Origin of the sequence: Trinickia caryophylli (assembly GCF_034424545.1) — a bacterium.
Classification (GTDB): domain Bacteria; phylum Pseudomonadota; class Gammaproteobacteria; order Burkholderiales; family Burkholderiaceae; genus Trinickia; species Trinickia caryophylli.
Window position 1 is genome coordinate 3995630 of sequence record NZ_CP139970.1, and the last position, 17273, is coordinate 4012902.

16 protein-coding genes and 1 pseudogene are annotated in these 17273 nt (G+C 65.6%); 13 read left to right on the forward strand and 4 right to left on the reverse strand.

Going from position 1 to position 17273, the window contains the following annotated elements:
- Positions 1–27: 27 nt before the first annotated feature.
- The 3 genes and pseudogenes from U0034_RS18065 (at position 28) to U0034_RS18075 (ending at position 1690) form a co-directional block, all read left to right on the forward strand.
- Positions 28–504 (forward strand): OsmC family protein, encoded by a 477-nt coding sequence (locus U0034_RS18065; RefSeq protein ID WP_085229492.1) that lies wholly within the window; start codon positions 28–30, stop codon positions 502–504.
- A 90-nt stretch (positions 505–594) separates the two neighbouring features.
- Positions 595–1044 (forward strand): annotated as a pseudogene (locus U0034_RS18070) (DUF6496 domain-containing protein); the annotation flags it as partial.
- 319 nt (positions 1045–1363) lie between these two features.
- Complete coding sequence (locus U0034_RS18075; RefSeq protein ID WP_085229494.1) at positions 1364–1690, forward strand: thioredoxin family protein; 327 nt, start codon at positions 1364–1366, stop codon at positions 1688–1690.
- A 25-nt stretch (positions 1691–1715) separates the two neighbouring features.
- Here U0034_RS18075 and U0034_RS18080 read toward each other — a convergent pair whose 3' ends face one another.
- Together U0034_RS18080 and U0034_RS18085 are read right to left on the reverse strand one after the other, a co-directional pair.
- On the reverse strand, positions 1716–1943 hold the full coding sequence (locus U0034_RS18080; RefSeq protein WP_085229495.1) for a hypothetical protein: 228 nt from the start codon (positions 1941–1943) through the stop codon (positions 1716–1718).
- A gap of 118 nt (positions 1944–2061) precedes the next feature.
- Positions 2062–3540, reverse strand: coding sequence for a mannitol dehydrogenase family protein (locus U0034_RS18085; protein WP_085229496.1), 1479 nt, complete (start codon positions 3538–3540; stop codon positions 2062–2064).
- Positions 3541–3788: 248 nt separating this feature from the next.
- On the opposite strand from U0034_RS18085, the gene manD reads away from it, so the two are divergent.
- The 4 genes from manD to U0034_RS18105 all read left to right on the forward strand — a co-directional run bounded on the left by manD (position 3789) and on the right by U0034_RS18105 (position 8357).
- Entirely contained in the window at positions 3789–4997 is a 1209-nt protein-coding gene (gene manD, locus U0034_RS18090) for a D-mannonate dehydratase ManD (protein WP_085229497.1), read from the forward strand.
- A gap of 19 nt (positions 4998–5016) precedes the next feature.
- Positions 5017–6054: an L-idonate 5-dehydrogenase gene (locus U0034_RS18095; RefSeq protein WP_085229498.1), complete on the forward strand. Its 1038-nt coding sequence runs from the start codon at positions 5017–5019 to the stop codon at positions 6052–6054.
- 129 nt (positions 6055–6183) lie between these two features.
- Positions 6184–7476: an MFS transporter gene (locus U0034_RS18100; protein WP_085229596.1), complete on the forward strand. Its 1293-nt coding sequence runs from the start codon at positions 6184–6186 to the stop codon at positions 7474–7476.
- Between the two features lie 56 nt (positions 7477–7532).
- The gene (locus tag U0034_RS18105; RefSeq protein WP_085229597.1) at positions 7533–8357 is read left to right on the forward strand and encodes a GntR family transcriptional regulator; all 825 of its coding nucleotides are present in this window, start codon (positions 7533–7535) and stop codon (positions 8355–8357) included.
- A 115-nt stretch (positions 8358–8472) separates the two neighbouring features.
- Here the strand turns inward: U0034_RS18105 and U0034_RS18110 are convergent, their stop codons facing one another.
- On the reverse strand, positions 8473–10473 hold the full coding sequence (locus U0034_RS18110) for a methyl-accepting chemotaxis protein (protein ID WP_085229499.1): 2001 nt from the start codon (positions 10471–10473) through the stop codon (positions 8473–8475).
- 511 nt (positions 10474–10984) lie between these two features.
- Between U0034_RS18110 and U0034_RS18115 the strand changes: the two genes are divergently transcribed.
- From U0034_RS18115 to U0034_RS18135, 5 genes are all read left to right on the forward strand, one after another.
- Positions 10985–11353 (forward strand): GFA family protein, encoded by a 369-nt coding sequence (locus U0034_RS18115; protein WP_102623019.1) that lies wholly within the window; start codon positions 10985–10987, stop codon positions 11351–11353.
- Positions 11350–11478, forward strand: a complete 129-nt coding sequence (locus tag U0034_RS18120) for a hypothetical protein (RefSeq protein ID WP_254902578.1) — start codon at positions 11350–11352, stop codon at positions 11476–11478. The genes U0034_RS18115 and U0034_RS18120 overlap by 4 nt, the downstream gene beginning before the upstream one ends.
- Positions 11479–11488: 10 nt before the next feature.
- Entirely contained in the window at positions 11489–12229 is a 741-nt protein-coding gene (locus U0034_RS18125; protein WP_085229500.1) for a response regulator, read from the forward strand.
- Entirely contained in the window at positions 12226–13548 is a 1323-nt protein-coding gene (locus U0034_RS18130; protein WP_085229501.1) for an ATP-binding protein, read from the forward strand. Before U0034_RS18125 ends, U0034_RS18130 begins: the two co-directional genes overlap by 4 nt.
- A gap of 188 nt (positions 13549–13736) precedes the next feature.
- A complete protein-coding gene (locus tag U0034_RS18135) occupies positions 13737–15509 on the forward strand; it encodes a cytochrome c biogenesis protein DipZ (RefSeq protein WP_085229502.1) in 1773 nt (590 codons plus the stop codon).
- Positions 15510–15630: 121 nt separating this feature from the next.
- On the opposite strand, the gene U0034_RS18140 is transcribed toward U0034_RS18135, so the two are convergent.
- Entirely contained in the window at positions 15631–16017 is a 387-nt protein-coding gene (locus U0034_RS18140; RefSeq protein ID WP_102623021.1) for a cupin domain-containing protein, read from the reverse strand.
- 188 nt (positions 16018–16205) lie between these two features.
- On the opposite strand from U0034_RS18140, the gene U0034_RS18145 reads away from it, so the two are divergent.
- Positions 16206–17096 (forward strand): LysR substrate-binding domain-containing protein, encoded by an 891-nt coding sequence (locus U0034_RS18145; RefSeq protein WP_085229599.1) that lies wholly within the window; start codon positions 16206–16208, stop codon positions 17094–17096.
- Positions 17097–17273: the final 177 nt, after the last annotated feature.

The following is a 17273-nucleotide window of genomic DNA, read 5'->3' on the forward strand; positions in this document are numbered from 1 at the left end:
AGTCTTGGTCGATCAGGAGGACGGGCAATGAGTAAAGGCGAACATCACTATTTCGTATCGGTGCAATGGATGGGAAACCGCGGCAGCGGGACTTCGGCATACCGCGCGTATGGTCGCGAACATGTCATTCGGGCGGCAGGCAAGCCCGATATCGCCGGCTCGTCGGACGCGGCGTTTCTGGGCGACGCCAGCCGCTGGAATCCCGAAGATCTGCTGGTGGCTAGCGCGTCGGCATGCCACAAGCTTTGGTATTTGCATTTGTGCGCCGAGGCGGGCGTGATCGTCGTCGAATATCGGGACGAAGCGGAAGGAACGATGGTCGAAGACCGCAACGGCGGGCGTTTCACGCGAGTCGTCCTGCGCCCGCGCGTGCTCATCGCGCAAGGCGGCGATATCGAACTCGCCGGCCGCCTTCATCATGCCGCTCACGAGAAATGCTTCATCGCGAATTCACTGAACTTCCCCATCGATTGCGAGCCGACGATCGAGCATGCGTCTGCGTGAATCGTGCGTGCGTTGGCTGCGTCGATCGCGGGCATGGCATGCCGATTGCGCCGCCTGTCGTCAAGCCCATTCGATTGAGGGAGACGAGCCATGCCGGAAAAGAAGACATTGTCACGCGCCCGGGCCGACAAGCATGCGGGCAAGGCGCCGACCACGCAGGCCGGCGAATTCGTGAAGGAGGAAATCGATCACGTCCGTGCGGGCAAGCACGGCGTGAAATCGACGAAGCAGGCGATCGCCATCGGCCTGTCGAAGGCGCGCCGCGCCGGCGTAGACCTGAAGCCGCCGAAGAAGGGCGCGACGAGCGAGTCCACGCGCAAGAAAGCGGAGCGAGATGCGGAGGCAGGCCAGCACAAGGCGGCCTCGCGCAAATCCGCCAGCACGGAAACGAAGGCGAAGCGTTCGCGTACGACCACGTCCGTGTTGAAACGCGAGGATTCGAGCAGCGTGTCACGCAGTTCGCTGTCGAAGCAGTCGAAGGCGGCAGCCGCCAAGCGGCCGGCGGCGAGCCGTTCGGCGGCCGCCAAGAAGGCCGCGCAGACGAAGGCCGCGCAGACGAAGGGCACGCAGACGAAGGGCACGCAGACGAAGGGCACGCAGACGAAGGGCACGCAGACGAAGGGCACGCAGACGCGCTCGAACGCCGCGAAAAAAGCGGCGCATACCAAAGGCGCTGCGGGGCGCTCGGCTGCAGCCAGGAAGGCGGCGCATACGCGCGAGGCACGCACGCACCACTGAGCGGGACGCGTCGACGAGTAACGGTGCAGACGCGCGTGTGCGCGCGCGCCGGTGCGCGATTCGGGCACAATGGGGATGCGGCGCGCGATGCGCCGCTCACGAGCAATGCAATGGAGCTGGCATGCAACAGGACACACGTTATTCGCAAACGGCACCCGCGCGTGCCGACGTGGACGCGCTGCCCGGCACAACAGTCATCGAGTTCGGCACCGACTGGTGTGGATACTGCCGAGGCGCGCAGCCCGCCATCGTCGAGGCGCTTGGCCGCGCCAAGACGCCGCTGCGGCACCTGAAAATCGAGGACGGCCCGGGCCGCCCCCTGGGCCGTTCGTTCAAGGTCAAGCTCTGGCCGACGCTCGTCTTTCTGCGCGATGGTGCGGAAGTCGCGCGTGTCGTGCGCCCGACCGAGGCGGCGGCCATCGACGAGGCGCTCGCGGCACTCGGTTGAGCGGCCGGCCTCGCGGTGCCCCGCGCTAGAGCGGCCGTGGCCGAGTTCCCGACGGGTCGGGCAGGTCATGCTCGGGCGGGTAGGGCGCGCTCGCCGGGTCCTTCGACTTCGTTTCGTTGGGGTCGCGCGGGACCACCCGATCGGCCTCGCGCTCGGGAATCGTGTCCATCGGCGTACCGCTGCCGGGGGCGTGGGGTTTGGATGCGGGTGTGCGCTCGCGGCTCGGCGAGGCAGCTCGGCGGTTGTCTGTCATCGTGGTGATCCTTCTTGCTGCTGGTAATACCCGATGCGCCGCAACATCCGTGCCGCAGCCGCTCTGCCGTCATCGCCGCGTGCCGATGCCGGGCGTCGGGGCGGCCCTTCGCGTCGCTTCACTCGCGCGCGCGAATTTCGATGGCCGTCCGGGCTCCCTTGCGCAGTAAAGCCAGCGCGTCGACCAATGCGCGGCGCAAGCGCGGCTCGCACGCGAGCGCCTCCGGGAACACCTCCCGTACATTCAACAGGGCCTGCACGAGCGCTTCCGGCGAGTCGCCGCAGGGCACGGCCGCGGCCGATAACCGGGCGGCGAGCGGGTCGCTGATCTCGTACCGCGTGCCGTCGTCGGCGCGTCCTTGCACGAAGCGCATCCATGCGGCCAGTGCGAGCGCAAGGCGCGCGAACGGCTGGCCCGAGGCCAGCCGCTCCGCGATCGGCGCGAGGAGCCGCGGCGGAATTTTCTGACTGCCGTCCATCGCGATCTGCGCACATCGATGCTTGAGCGCAGGGTTGGCGAAGCGTTCGAGCAACGCGTCACGATAGGCATTCGTATCGAACGAGGCCGGTACGCGCAGCGTTGGCGCGATCTCGTCGGTCATCGTCGCGTGAATGAGCCGGCGCATCGCCGGTGCGGCGATCGCGGCATCGACGGTTTCGATCCCGGTCAGCATCGAGAGATACGCGATGGCCGAGTGCGTGCCGTTGAGCATCCGCAGCTTGGCGAGTTCGTAAGGCGTGACATCGTCGACGAGTTGAGCGCCGGCCGCCTCCCATGCGGGCCGGCCCGCGGGGAAGCGATCTTCGATGACCCACTGGCAAAACGGCTCGCAAGGCACCGGCAACGCATCTTCGCAGCCGAGCGCGGCGGCAGCCGTGGCGCGATCGGCTGCCGTCGTGGCCGGCACGATGCGATCGACCATCGTCGACGGGAAAGCGACGCGCTCGGCGATGTGCTTGGCGAGGGCCGCATCGAGCGCCTGTGCAAACGAGCAGACGACCTGGCGCACCGCGGCGCCGTTATGCGCAAGGTTGTCGCAAGAGAGCACCGCAAACGGTGCGTCGATCCGGGCACGCAGGGCAGCCACGAGGATGCCCGGCACCGTAACCGGCGCGTGCGGATGCGCGAGATCGTGCACGACGCCCGGATGAGTCCAGTCGACGTCCCCGGTTTTCGTATCGCGGCAATAGCCTTTTTCGGTCACGGTGAGCGAGACGATGCGCACGGCCGGGTCGGCCAGACGCGCGAAGAGCGCCGGCCGGTCGTACGGCATCGCGAGCACTTCCTCGACGATGCGCGCAATCCGCACACGTTCGCCTTGCGCGCCGCGCTCGATGACGGAGTAAAGGCCGCCTTGCGCCATCAGGGCGTCGCGCTTGCTCGTGTCGCCCTGGAGCGTGACGCCGCAGATACCCCAGTTGCCACCGGCCGCCGCTACGGCACGCTCGGTCAGGAGCGCCTGATGTGCGCGATGGAAATTGCCGAGGCCCAGATGGACGATGCCGATGCGCGGTGCAGACCAGTCGCGCGAAAGCAGAAATGGGCTTAGCGAGGGCAACGCGTCGCGGCTCAGGCGGGCGGGCGAATGGTCGGTCATCGGAGCGGTCCTGGTTGAAAGACTTGGCGGGCGAGTCGGGAAAGCGGCGGGTATCACACCGAATGTCGCCCGAACGTCGCCCGAATCGAGTCGGCCCGATTCGGCAGCGGTGCGCCGGTTAGCGGCAGCCTCCGCGGATAACAAGCGCGCGATCCATGCCTGAATCGGTAGGCGTAATCCCCTGGGTTCGATAGCGGATACTTGTATGGTAGCATGCTGGCTCATCGGATTGATACAAGGATCCCCGCATGAAAATCGTTCGAGCGGACGTGATCGTGACCTGCCCCGGGCGCAACTTCGTCACCCTGAAGATCGTGACGGATGAAGGCATTCACGGCATCGGCGACGCCACGTTGAACGGCCGCGAGCTCGCAGTGGCCTCGTATCTCGAGGATCATGTCTGCCCGACGCTGATCGGGCGCGATCCGGGCCGGATCGAGGACACCTGGCAGTACCTTTACCGAGGTGCCTACTGGCGCCGCGGCCCCGTGACGATGACGGCGATCGCCGCCGTGGACATGGCGCTATGGGATATTCTCGGCAAAGCGGCGGGCATGCCGCTCTACAAACTGCTTGGCGGCGCTTCCCGCGAAGCGGTGATGGTGTACGGGCATGCGACGGGGCGCGACATTCCCGAGGCGCTCGAGCGCTACGCGGCGCACGTCGAGGCTGGCTACAAGGCCGTGCGTGTTCAATGCGGAGTGCCGCGCATGGGCTCGGTCTACGGTGTGAGCGAATCGGCCGGCGCTTATGAGCCCGCGAAGAAGGGCGCGGTCGACGAGCAGGTCTGGTCTTCCGAGAAATACCTCGATTTCGCGCCGCGGCTCTTCGAGGCCGTGCGCGCCAAATTCGGCTTCGATACGCATCTGCTGCACGACGTCCATCATCGGCTCACGCCGATCGAGGCGGCGCGTTTCGGCAAGGCGGTCGAGCCTTACCGGCTCTTCTGGATGGAAGACCCGACACCGGCCGACAATCAAGCGGGTTTTCGCCTCATTCGCGAGCACACGGTCACTCCCATTGCGGTCGGCGAAGTATTCAACAGCATCTGGGACTGCAAGCAATTGATCGAAGAGCAGTTGATCGATTACATCCGCGCAACGCTCACGCACGCGGGCGGCATCACGCACCTGCGGCGCATTGCCGATTTCGCGTCGCTCTATCAGGTGCGCACGGGGTGTCACGGGCCGTCGGATTTGTCGCCCGTATGCATGGGCGCGGCATTGCATTTCGATCTGTGGGCGCCGAACTTCGGCGTTCAGGAATACATGGGTTTTCCCGAGGCTGCGCTCGAGGTCTTTCCGCACGCGTGGCGTTTCGAGCACGGGATGATGCATCCCGGCGAAGCGCCGGGGCATGGCGTCGATATCGACGAGGCGCTTGCGGCGCGCTACCCCTACGAGCGTGCCTATCTTCCCGTGGCGAGGCTCGAAGACGGAACGATGTGGAACTGGTAAGACTGGTAAGGAGTCCTCTATGTTTGCAGCTGTGCTTCACGAACCGAAACTGATCCGCATCGACGAACTCGAACGACCCGAACCGCGCCCCGGCGAAGTGCGTGTGCGTATCCGGGCGGGGGGCATCTGCGGCTCGGATCTGTCTTATTACAGCAAGGGCAAGAGCGGCGATTTCGCAGTGCGCGAGCCGTTCGTGCTCGGGCACGAGGCCGCGGGCGAGATCGACGCGCTGGGCGAAGGTGTGACGGGCCTCCACATCGGCGAGCGCGTTGCCGTCAATCCGGGGCTCGCCTGCGGCGTTTGCCGCTATTGCGCGGCCGGCATGCCGAACCATTGCCTCGACATGCGCTTCATGGGCAGCGCCTCCACTTTTCCGCACAGCCAGGGCATGTTCCGTCAATACATCGTCGCGGCCGCGCGGCAGTGCGTGCCGATGCCCGAGCGCGTGGATTTTGCCGCCGCTTCGATGGCGGAGCCGCTCGCCGTCGCGCTGCATGCGATCAAGCGGGCAGGCTCGCTCGTGGGCGCGCAGGTGCTCGTCGTCGGCTGCGGTCCGATCGGATGCCTGCTGCTCGCCGTGGCGCGGCGGGCCGGGGCGCATCGGCTCGTGGCGCTCGACTTGTCCGAGCCTGCGCTCGAGATGGCCCGACGTCTCGGCGCCGACGACGCGTTCGATGCGGCCGACGACGCACGCATCGCGCAGTGGTCCGAACGGCGCGGCACGTTTGACGTCGTGATCGAGGCATCGGGCAGCCCCGCCGGCCTCGGCACGGCCTTGCGCGCCGTCCGCGCGGGCGGCACGGTGCTGCAGGTGGGCAACCTGCCGGCAGGGCAATCGCCCGTTGCGGCCAACCTCGTGATGGCGAAGGAAATTCAGTACGTGGGTTCGTTTCGCTTCGCCGATGAATATACCGTGGCAGCCGAAGAGATTGCCGCGGGCAAAATCGACGTGCGCGCGGTGATGACGCATACGTTCCCGCTGGAGCAGGCGAATCGGGCATTCGAAGTCGCGCAGGACCGGTCCCGTGCGATGAAAGTGCATTTGACGTTCGATTGAGCAGACGCGGGCCACGCGTTCATCGGCGTGGGCCGAGCACATCGCATGCGCGTGTTCCGATTCATCCGCTATTCATTCGACCTCGGTCGACAGGCCCGCCAAGAGGCTTTTTTTACAGGAGACGATCGTATGTTCAAGAGCCAACGGTGGTTTGTCGTGGGGTTGTTTTTTCTCGCCGGCGTCGTCAATTACCTCGATCGCGCCGCGCTTTCGATCGCCGCGCCGCTGATCCAGAAAGATCTGCAACTGACCCATGCCGAACTCGGCATTGTCTTCAGCAGTTTCTTCATCGGCTACGCCATTTTCAATTTCGTCGGCGGTGTGCTCTCCGACAAGTACGGTGCGAAGCGCGTATTCGGCGCCGCAATGGCGATATGGTCGATCTTCTGCGGCGCGACGGCGCTCGCCACGGGCATCGTTTCGCTGATCGCGTTGCGCGTGCTCTTCGGCATGGGCGAAGGGCCTTTCAGCTCCTCCAACAGCAAGATGGTCAACAACTGGTTTCCGCGGCAGGAAGTTGCGAGCGCGATTGGCGTCATCAGCTCCGGCACGCCGCTCGGCGGCGCCGTGGCGGGCCCCGTCGTCGGCTATCTCGCCGTGCAGTTCGGCTGGCGCTGGGCGTTCGTCGGCATCATGCTGCTCGGCCTTGTCTGGCTCATTGCCTGGGTGACGACGACGACCGAGCATCCTGCCGATCATCCGCGCATCCGTCGCACCGAACTCGAATGGATCGCGGCCGGGCAGCGTGCCGAAGGGGCCGCCGCGCAGGGCGAAAGCGGCGAGTCCGTGCCGCTTTCGCAGCTTCTGCGCCGGCCGCTCGTGCTCGCTACGGCGGGTGCCTTTTTCGCGTACAACTACGTGCTCTTCTTCTTCCTTTCGTGGTTTCCGACCTACCTGATGGAAGCTCATCATCTGAGCCTGCGGGACATGAGCATCGCCACCGTCATTCCCTGGGTGCTCGGCAGCGTGGGGCTGGCCGCGGGCGGCTTCGTCTCCGACGCGATCATGAAGATGACCGGCCGGGCGCTGCTCTCGCGTCGAATCGTGCTCGGCACCTGCCTGAGCGCATCGGCGATCTGCGTCGCGCTGGCCGGTGGGGTGGCGAGCACGCAAGGCGCGGTCGCGCTGATGTCGGTCGCAATCTTCTTCCTTTATATGACCGGCTCCATCTACTGGGCCGTGATCCAGGACACGGTGCCGCGCAAGAACGTCGGTGGCGTGGGCGGTTTCGTGCATTTCCTCGCGAACATCGCGGGCGTCGTGGGCCCGGCCGTGACGGGCTTTATCGTGCAGGCCGCGCACGGCGCCTACGCGAGCGCGTTCGTGTTGGCAGGGGCAGTGGCCGTGGCCGGCTCTTTTTGCGCGATCGTCGGCATCCGCGAGCCGCGCCTGCCATCGGTTGGCGTAGAGCGCGCATGGTAGTATGGCAGGATCGCCTCGATACGACGTGCCTCGACACGGCCCCCACTTTCGTTCACATGAAACTCTCGCCGCGCACCGCTCCGACAACGAACTCAGATATCGCCGTGCCGCGCGTGGCGCGGCGGCGCGTGGAAGCGGCGCCCGAGGCGCGCGCGGCCATGTCGGAATTGGCGGCACGGTTGTCGCCGGACTCGCATGAGCCGATTGGCGGTCAGATCTTCCGCGTGTTGCGGCAGGCGATTTTCGCGGGCAGGCTGACGCCGGGCACGCCGCTCTCCGAGAAGGAGGTGTCCGAGGTGTTTCACGTCTCGCGCCAGCCGGTACGAGAGGCGTTCATCAAGCTGGCCGAGTCGGGCGTACTGCAGGTGCTGCCGCAGCGCGGCACGTTCGTGCGCAGGATCTCGCCGCGCCGGGTACGCGAGGGGCGCTTCATCCGCGAGGCGATCGAGACGGCGGTCGTGCGCAAGGCGGCCGATTCGATCACCGACGGCCAACTGCGCGAGTTGGCCGAGAACCTGCGGGAGCAGAAGCTGGCAGCCAGGGTCAACGACACGGCTGCATTTCTCGCGCTCGACGAGGCATTTCACTACTCGATCGCACGCTCGATCGACTGCATCGCGGCGTGGGAGACGATCCAGGACATCAAGGCGCAGATGGACCGTGTGCGGTACCTGAGCCTGCCTGACGTTTCGCCGCTCGATCTTCTGATCCGGCAGCATGCGAAGATTCTGGCGGGGCTGCGTGCGCACGATGCGGCCGCGGCCGAGGAAGCGATGCGTGCGCACCTGCGCGAGATTCTCGTCTCGCTCGGGCCGATCGCCAGACGCAATCCCGAGTGGTTCGAGGCGGACGAGCCCGAGCGCGTGACGCTTTCGACCTGAACCGAACGCGTTGCGGATGTCACGCCCGGCGCGCCTGCGCGCGTCCGGCCGGGCGCCTGTGCCCGTCTCGCCGGGCGCCCGTGCCCGTCCCGCCGGGTGCTCGTGCCCGTCCCCGTCAGCGCGCCTCGGCGAGCTTGAACGCAGCCACTGCGGCGTCGAGGCTTGCAGCCTGCTCCTCGAGCGAGCGCGCGACGGAGGCGGCATCTTCGACGAGCGCGGCGTTTTGTTGCGTCACGTCGCCAATTTGGGTGACGGCCGTATTGACCTGCTCGATGCCGGCCGATTGCTCGCGCGAAGCAACGGAAATCTCGGCGATGATCGTCCGGACTTCCTCCACGCGCGAAACGATGCCGTTCATCGAGGTGCGCGCCTCTTCGACGATGCGATAGCCGTCTTGCACGGCCGAGGTCGATTCGGCGATCACGGCCGCGATTTCCTTGGCCGCGGCCGCACTGCGCTGCGCGAGCGCGCGTACTTCCGAAGCCACGACTGCGAAGCCACGACCGTGCTCGCCCGCGCGCGCGGCTTCGACCGCTGCGTTGAGCGCGAGAATGTTCGTCTGGAACGCGATGCTTTCGATCACGTTCGTGATGTCGGCGATCTTCTGCGAGGAAGTGCTGATGTCGCTCATGGTCGAGACGACACGCTCGACCGCCTGGCCGCCGTCGAGCGCGGCGCTGGCTGCGCTGCCGACGACGTTGCTCGCGCGTGCCGTATGGTCGGCGTTTTGCTGGACGGTGGAAGTGATCTGCTCCATGCTGGCCGCCGTTTCCTCGACACTTGCCGCCTGCGTGACGATGCGCGCCGAGAGGTCGCCGCTGCTTGTCGCGATGCGCGAGGTGCCGTCGATGACGCCGGCGCAGGCGTCGCGCACCTGCGCGACGATGCGGGCCAGCCCCACGCCGACACCGTCGATCGCACGCACGAGCCTGCCGATCTCGTCGTCGCTTTCACGGGCATACCCACCGGCCGACGTCCCCGGCGCGGCGGCGCGGCCGAGCCGCACCGTCAGATCGCCGCCGGCGAGGCGGGCTGCCGCTTGCGCCACTTCGTCGAGCGGGCGGCTGACGAGCCGGCGCACCGCAATGACGAAGATCACGCCGAACGCGATCAGCAGCACACAGCCGATCGCGGCGAAGCGGTCGCGCGTGGCGTTGATGCCGGCCATCACTTCGTCGCGCATGGCCACACCGCCGATAAGCCACTGCCATTGCGGCACGGTGATGAACGATACGGTCTTGTCGCGCTCGCTCGTTTCGCCGAGCGTCGTATCGGCCGACGTATAAGTGAATTCGCCCTCTTTGGCCTCGAGCATGCGCGAGTAGGGGGCGTTCTTGTCGTCGGCAAGCTGCCCGACGGCGGAGGGGTGCACCACGAACTTTCCTCGATTGGCACCTTTCGAGGCATCGATGACGAAGTAATAGCCGCTTTCGCCGATCTTGAGCTTGGCGATCTGAGCCTTGAGCGCCTGGATCTGCGGGTCGATGTCCACGCCGACGAAGAGTGCGCCGATCACGCGTCCCGACCCATCGCGAATGGCCTTGTACTGCGTGATGTACTGCTTGCCGAACAGTCCGGCAATGCCGGTATAGACGCCCCCGGCGGCGACGGGACCGTACGCCGGGCCCTTGCGGTCGAGCAGCGTGCCGATGGCGCGCGAGCCGTCCTGCTTCTTGAGCGAGGTGGTCACACGCACGAAGTCGTCGCCGTTGCGCACGAATACGGTGGCGATGGCACCGCTGCGCTGCAGGAACTGATCTGGCACCGAGAAATCGAGATTCAGCGTTTTGTCGCCGGCCTTGAACGTAGGGGTGGCGACGCCGTTGATGTCCACCTTCTGCGATTCGTCGATCGCGAACCCGCCCGGCAGGAAGCTTTCGAAGAGCGACATCGACCGTTCGACCTCGGCCGTCAGCGCCTGATCGAACACGCCGATCATTTCTGCAATGGAGCGGTCTTTCTCCGCGATGCGCATGGCCACGTGCTGGCGGATCTGAGTACCGGCGGCCTGGGTCAAGGCCCATGAGAAGGCGATGAAGATCACGGCGACGAGGGTGCAGGACAGGGCGGCAAGCCGGGCGCCGATACTGAGGCGGCGCAGGCGGGTGACATTCATCGAAAAGCTCCGTTCGTGCGGGAAGACGATGGCAAGCGGTTGGTCATAGCGCGCTGCCGCATGGCGGCAGACCGCGCGTCCGCTTGCGCGAGGATGGCCCCGCCGTCCTCGCAGCGAAGCGACGAGCGTGTGCGTTGACGGGGGGGCCGTCACGCGTAAACGGCATCGCGCCGGAAATCTGAAGGGTAGAATCCCCATGTCTTGTAGGGTTTTAGTAAGGGCGGGGCGCTTGGAGCAGGCCCGCCGGCGTCTTTGTGCGGGGAGCCGGATACCTCATGGGAATCCTGGGCACACCTGCGCTGTTGGCCAGCATATGAACCCGATGCCGGTTTTTTGAATCGCTCTTTGTCGCCAGGACAGGCCGATACATTGGGTTACATGACCGCGCGTGCCTTTCGCTATAAAGATGAACAACGAAGCGGCGGCCCTGTCCGGGGGCGCGCAGCGAATCTGCAGCTGCGGCGCGTTTCGGCTATAACTGCGCACATATTTGTTTCGAACGGAGAGCATCATGAGTGGATGGATGAGCGGCTCGTGTCACTGCGGGGCCGTGAAGTTCGAGGTGCAAACGGCGGCGTCGCCGGCCGGCCGCTGCAACTGCAGCCTGTGTCGCCGCAAGGGCGCGCTGATGTCTCCGCCTTTTCCCGCGGATCATTTGCGGATCGTCAGCGGCCAGGACGATCTCACGCTGTATCAGTTCAATACGCGCGTGGCCAGGCATTACTTCTGCCGCCATTGCGGCATCTATCCGTTCCATCAGATGCGCACGGATCCTTCCAAGTGGCGAGTCAACCTGGGATGCATCGACGACGTGGACGTCTATGCCCTCGAGGCGTCCGTTGCTGATGGAGCGAGGCTGTCGGTGGAGGAGCAGACATGAAACGCATGCTTGCCGCCGTGCTTTTTCTCGCAGGCGGATTTGCCGCCGAGCTGCGCCATCCGCTGCAGTGCACGCTGGTCGCGTCGGGCTGGACGCAGCCTCGGCGCGGGCGCCGGCGCGCCTGAGGGAGCGGATATGGACAAACCCGATCATGTGCTCGTCGTCGACGACGATCGCGGCATCCGCGAGCTGATCGCCGAGTATCTGGAGAAGAACGGCATGCGCGTGTCGGTGGCCGCCAATGGCCGCGAAATGCGGGCGGTGCTGCACGAAGGCGCGCCCGATCTGATCGTCCTCGACCTGATGTTGCCGGGCGAGGACGGCCTCGTGCTGTGTCGCGAACTGCGCGCGAGCCGCCATCGCACCGTGCCGGTTCTGATGCTCACGGCGCGCAACGAGGAGACCGACCGCATCGTCGGCCTCGAGATGGGCGCGGACGACTATCTACCGAAGCCGTTTGCGGTGCGCGAGCTGCTCGCGCGCATCCGCGCAGTGCTGCGTCGCGCGCGCATGTTGCCGCCCGGGATGCAGGTAACCGAATCGGCGCACCTGCTCGCGTTCGGCGACTGGCAGCTCGATACCGTTGCGCGCCATCTGGTCGATGCGGAGGGCACGGTGGTCGCGCTGAGCGGTGCCGAATATCGCCTGCTGCGCGTCTTTCTCGATCATCCGCAGCGCGTGCTCACGCGCGACCAGTTGCTGAATCTCACGCAAGGGCGGCAGGCCGATGCGTTCGACCGGTCGATCGACCTGCTCGTGAGCCGCGTGAGGCAGCGCCTTCAGGACGTTGCCCGCGAGCCGCGCTACATCAAGACGCTGCGCAACGAGGGCTACGTGTTCTCGGCCTCGGTGACCGTGCTCGAGGCACGGCCATGACGAGCTGGCCGCGCCCGCGCATCGGTCTTCCGCGTACGCTCTTCGCGCGGATTGCCCTGATCCTGTGCGTCGGCCTCGCGCTGGCACAGGCTGCCTCTTTCTGGCTGACGGCCACTGAGCGCGACAGCGCCACTATCGACGTGATGATGGGATACGTCGAGCGCGAAGTCGCGAGCTCGGTGGCGCTGCTCGACCATCTGCCGCCGAACGAGCGCGAGGCCTGGCTGCCGCGGCTCGCGCGGCGCTCATACCACTTCATCCTGGGCCCCGGCGAGCCAGGCACACCGCTCGACGCGCGGCTTTCCGAGCGCATGGCGCATTCGATCGAAGCGGGGATCGGACGGGCGTATCCCGTTACCGTGAACGCGATTTCCGATTCGCGCGAGCACCTGCAGGTGCATTTGAAGCTCACGGACGGCACGCCGCTCACGATCGACGTCTTCCCGATGTCGTCGATTCCGATATCGCCTTGGCTGCCATTGCTGCTCGTGGTGCAATTGGCGGCGCTCGCTGCGTGTTCATGGTTGGCGGTGCGCCTTGCGACGCGCCCGCTGCATCAACTGGCGCAGGCAGCCGATGCCCTGGGGCCGGACCTGAAAGGCGAGCGCCTGCCCGAAGACGGGCCGTCGGAAGTGGCGCGCGCGGCACGCGCGTTCAACTCGATGCAGCAACGCATCGCCCGCTATATGACCGAGCGCATGCAAATCCTCGCGGCCGTTTCTCACGATCTGCAAACGCCGATCACGCGTATGCGGCTGCGCCTGGAGACGATGGACGACGGCCCGCAGTCGGAGCGCCTGCTGAGCGATCTCGCCGAGATGGAGACGCTCGTGAAAGAAGGCGTCGCTTACGCCCGGACGATGCATGGCATAACGGAGGACGCATGCCGCACGGATCTGCATGCGCTGCTGGAAAGCCTCGCCTATGACTACGTCGATGCTGGCTCGGCGGTTTCGCTGGAGCGACATGACCCGACGACGATCACCACGCGGCCCAAGGCGCTACGGCGGCTGATCGGCAATCTTGTCGACAATGCGCTCAAGTTCGCCGGCCAGGCGACGATCGAGATGAAGCGCCGCGAGGCGGGCTCGCTCACGATCTCCGTGCTCGACCGTGGCCCCGGTATTCCGCCCGAGGCGCTCGAGACCGTATTCGAACCGTTTTATCGCGTGGAGAGCTCGCGCAATCGGGCAACGGGCGGAACGGGCCTGGGCCTTGCCATCGCGCGTCAGCTCGCGCAGACGCTCAATGCCACGCTCACGCTTGTCAATCGCGAAGGCGGCGGGCTCGAGGCGCGCATCGTCCTGATGAACGTCTAAACCCGGCCGCATCCGGTTTGTATCGCCAGGTATCCGTTGTCGCGGCCGATACATGGCGATGCACTGCACACCTGCCACGGAAACTCGCCCGATACATGAGCACGATGGAATAGGCGATATGGCGAAGCCTGCCATATCGCCCGGCGTACGCCGCCGGTTCGCGCAACCGATTTCCTGAGGACCGACTCATGTTAGTTGTTGGCATTGCGTTTCTCGGAGGGCTCTTCACGATTCTGAGCCCTTGCATCCTGCCCGTCGTGCCGTTCGTATTCGCGCGCGCCGACGAGCCGTTCGCCACCGGGCGTCTGCCGTTTTTCGCCGGTCTGGCGCTGACCTTCGCCCTGGCGACGGGGCTTGGCGTGCTCGGCCTCGCAGGCGCCGTGCAGGTGAGCCAGTATGGGCGATGGATAGCGCTGGCGATCTTTGCCTCGTTCGGTGCGGCGTTGTTGTTTCCGTCGATCGCATCGCGGTTTGCGTTGCCGCTCTCGTCACTCGCAGACCGCTTGATCGCGCGCAGCGCGTCGCAAGGGGCTCAACGCCGCGTGGGATCGGCACTGCTGCATGGCGCGGCCGCCGGTTTGCTTTGCGCGCCATGCGCTGGACCCGTGCTCGGTGCGATTCTGACGGGAGTGGCGTTGGGCGGCCCGAGCTGGCACACGCTCCTCGCATTGCTGGCCTACGCGGTGGGCGCGGCGAGCGCGTTGGCGGTTGTCTCGCGGCTCGGCAAAGAGGCGATGACCGCGCTCAAGCGGTCGCTCGGAATCGGCGAGTGGTTGCGCCGGGCCGTCGGCGCGCTGATGCTGGCGTCCGTGGCGGCCATCGCGCTGGGACTCGATACGCGTGTACTCGCGCTGATACCGGGCGTGCCCACGGACGGCATCGAGAACCGGCTCGTCGCGTTGCTCGAAGCGGGGCGCGCAACGGGTGCGCAGACGTCGGCGGCGCGTCCGAACGCGGGTTGGCTGCGCGTATCGCTGCATGCCTCGCTGCCCGATGAGGGGTTGGCACCGCCGCTCAACGGCGCCACTGCCTGGCTCAATAGCGCGCCGCTGTCGGGCGATGCATTGCGCGGCAAAGTGACGGTCGTCAATTTCTGGACATATTCGTGCATCAACTGTCTGCGAACGCTGCCGTATCTGAAAGCGTGGGCGGATCGGTATGGCAAGGACGGCCTCGTCGTCGTCGGTGTGCATACGCCCGAATTTGGTTTCGAGCATGACGTCGGCAACGTGAAGCGGGCATTGAGCAACCTGGGAATCCGCTACCCGGTGGCCGTCGACAACGACTATCGCATCTGGCAGGCCTTCGACAATCAGTACTGGCCGGCGTTCTACATCGTCGATGCCCATGGGCGCGTGCGTTATCACCACTTCGGCGAAGGCGGGTATCGCGAAGCCGAGGATGCGATTCGGCAACTGCTGGCCGACAGCGGCCGGCCGATGGATCCGCAGGCGCAGCAGCCGCAGGCGGTGCAGGGCAGCGGCGCACAGGCGGCGGCTGATCCGTCCGATATCCGTTCGGGGGAAACCTACGTGGGTTACCGGCAGGCGCAGGGTTTTTCGTCGATCGAGCGGGTCGTGCCGGACAAAGTGGCCGGCTACACGCTGCCCAAACGGCTCAGCTTGAACGAGTGGGCACTCGGAGGCCAATGGAACGTGGGAGGCGAGGCGGCGGTACCTGCGGCGCCGAATGCGCGGATCGCCTATAGATTCCACGCGCGCGATCTGCACCTCGTGCTGGGGCCCGCGGCTGACGGAAAGCCGGTGCGGTTTCGCGTGACGGTGGATGGTGCGGCGCCGGGGGCGTCGCACGGTGCCGATGTCGCGGCCGACGGCAGCGGCGCGATTTCGGCCCCGCGCCTCTATCAGCTTGTGCGCCAGTCAGGCAATATCGGCAACCGCACGTTCGAGATCGAGTTTCTCGATGCGGGCGCGCAGGTGTATAGCTTCACGTTTGGTTGACGCTTCTGGTGGAGCGTACACGCGAGCGCGCGTAGAGGTCGAGATGCAATCGAAAGGGAATGCAGCGGGGGCGGGACGACATCGGTGAGCGTTCAGCCGTCGCCCAGCGACGAGCTGAGCCTCACTGACGCAATTGCTCCTCGATCGACCTCGTCAACGGCGACTCCACATCGCCGGTGTGCCTGGTCTGGACGGGCTCGATCAGCACGATCCAGCACTCCTCGTCGGCGACAGGGTTGTGCAGGGTGCCGCGCGGCACCACATGCATGGAACCTGCGGGCAGATCGACCACGCGCCCGCCTTCGTATTGGATCTTCAGATGCCCGCGCACGACGAAGAACAGTTCATCTTCGTGCGCATGGTCGTGCCACACGAGTTGGCCATGCACTTTCGCGACCTTCACGAATTGATCGTTGACCTGAGCGACCACTTTAGGCGACCAATATTCCGACACATCGCCGAACGCTGCTTCGAGCTGGAACGATTCGGCAAACGAATGGACTGACACGAACACCTCCGTGAAGGAATGATGAATGCGAGTTCCGGCGCAGCCATTGCTGAATGGGAGGCGACGCAGGGGCAGCATTGAAATGGACGATAGTTGTCCGAGCGACCATGCCGTGTACTGTACGGATGGTCGATGCATTAGAAAAGGCAATAATATTGATGCGATGCATCATGTTGCATAATGCATCGATGACCCGCAATCTCGATGTCGATCTGATCCGGACCTTCGTGGCGGTTGCCGATAGCGGCAGCATGACCGCGGCCGCGAATCTGCTGCACAGGACGCAGGGCGCCGTGAGCCAGCAGATCAAACGACTTGAAGACGGGCTGGCATGCCCGCTCTTCGTCCGCAAGGCGCGCAAGCTGGAACTGTCGCGTCAAGGCGAGCAGTTTCTCGCGAAGGCGCGACAGATGCTGCGGCTGAACGACGAAATTTGGGCCGAGATGAGCGCTCAGTCGCTGCAGGGCATGTTGCGCATCGGCGTGCCCTATGACCTCGTGACACCGCTCGCGCCCGCAATGAGAGCCTTCGCCGAAGCCCATCCGCACGTGGAGCTTTCGCTCGTGTGCGCGGCATCGCCCGACCTCGACGACGCGGTGACCGGGGGGCGTGTGGACTTGTCGCTGATCGAATGCGTCGCGAGCGAAGCGGAGGGCGAAGTGATTCGCGTCGACCCGCTGGTATGGGTGGCGTGCCGTGGCGGCGATGCGTGGCGGAAGCGGCCATTGCCGCTTTCGATGGTGGACGAGCGTTGCGCGTTCCGTCCGGTTGTACTCGGCGCGCTTGCGGGCGAGGGTATTGCCTGGCGCACGGTGTTCGAGAGCGGGAACCTCGAGGCGACCGCCGCAACCGTGCGTGCCGGCCTTGCGATCACGGCCTGGCTCGTATCGACGGTGCCGTCCGATCTGGAGACGATCCAGGCACACGCTGTCGGGTTGCCTGCGCTGCCGCCATTCGCGATCTGTCTACGATTGCCCACGACGGCGCAACCGGCCGCGTTGGAATTTGCGCGCTACGTGCGCGAATCGATGGCGAGCAATGCAGGTAGTTCGCACGCGCGGCTCGAGAATATCGGGTGATGCAGAGCGCGTAGAAGATTGCGCTTCTCGCGGAATACGCTCGGGAAAACCGTGGTCGCTGTAGTAGACCTGGCACTTCGTATGCGTCGGCGGCACGTGCGCATACGTTTGTCCGGCGCTTCCTCAGCATACCCTTTGGCTTGAGAATCTCGTACAGCCGCCTACAGGCTTGGGTTA

Coding starts and splice junctions, on each gene's coding strand:
- U0034_RS18065 (WP_085229492.1), top strand. CDS start 28: ATGAGTAAAGGCGAACATCACTATTTCGTATCGGTGCAATGGATGGGA.
- U0034_RS18075 (WP_085229494.1), top strand. CDS start 1,364: ATGCAACAGGACACACGTTATTCGCAAACGGCACCCGCGCGTGCCGAC.
- U0034_RS18080 (WP_085229495.1), bottom strand. CDS start 1,943: ATGACAGACAACCGCCGAGCTGCCTCGCCGAGCCGCGAGCGCACACCC.
- U0034_RS18085 (WP_085229496.1), bottom strand. CDS start 3,540: ATGACCGACCATTCGCCCGCCCGCCTGAGCCGCGACGCGTTGCCCTCG.
- manD (WP_085229497.1), top strand. CDS start 3,789: ATGAAAATCGTTCGAGCGGACGTGATCGTGACCTGCCCCGGGCGCAAC.
- U0034_RS18095 (WP_085229498.1), top strand. CDS start 5,017: ATGTTTGCAGCTGTGCTTCACGAACCGAAACTGATCCGCATCGACGAA.
- U0034_RS18100 (WP_085229596.1), top strand. CDS start 6,184: ATGTTCAAGAGCCAACGGTGGTTTGTCGTGGGGTTGTTTTTTCTCGCC.
- U0034_RS18105 (WP_085229597.1), top strand. CDS start 7,533: ATGAAACTCTCGCCGCGCACCGCTCCGACAACGAACTCAGATATCGCC.
- U0034_RS18110 (WP_085229499.1), bottom strand. CDS start 10,473: ATGAATGTCACCCGCCTGCGCCGCCTCAGTATCGGCGCCCGGCTTGCC.
- U0034_RS18115 (WP_102623019.1), top strand. CDS start 10,985: ATGAGTGGATGGATGAGCGGCTCGTGTCACTGCGGGGCCGTGAAGTTC.
- U0034_RS18120 (WP_254902578.1), top strand. CDS start 11,350: ATGAAACGCATGCTTGCCGCCGTGCTTTTTCTCGCAGGCGGATTTGCC.
- U0034_RS18125 (WP_085229500.1), top strand. CDS start 11,489: ATGGACAAACCCGATCATGTGCTCGTCGTCGACGACGATCGCGGCATC.
- U0034_RS18130 (WP_085229501.1), top strand. CDS start 12,226: ATGACGAGCTGGCCGCGCCCGCGCATCGGTCTTCCGCGTACGCTCTTC.
- U0034_RS18135 (WP_085229502.1), top strand. CDS start 13,737: ATGTTAGTTGTTGGCATTGCGTTTCTCGGAGGGCTCTTCACGATTCTG.
- U0034_RS18145 (WP_085229599.1), top strand. CDS start 16,206: ATGACCCGCAATCTCGATGTCGATCTGATCCGGACCTTCGTGGCGGTT.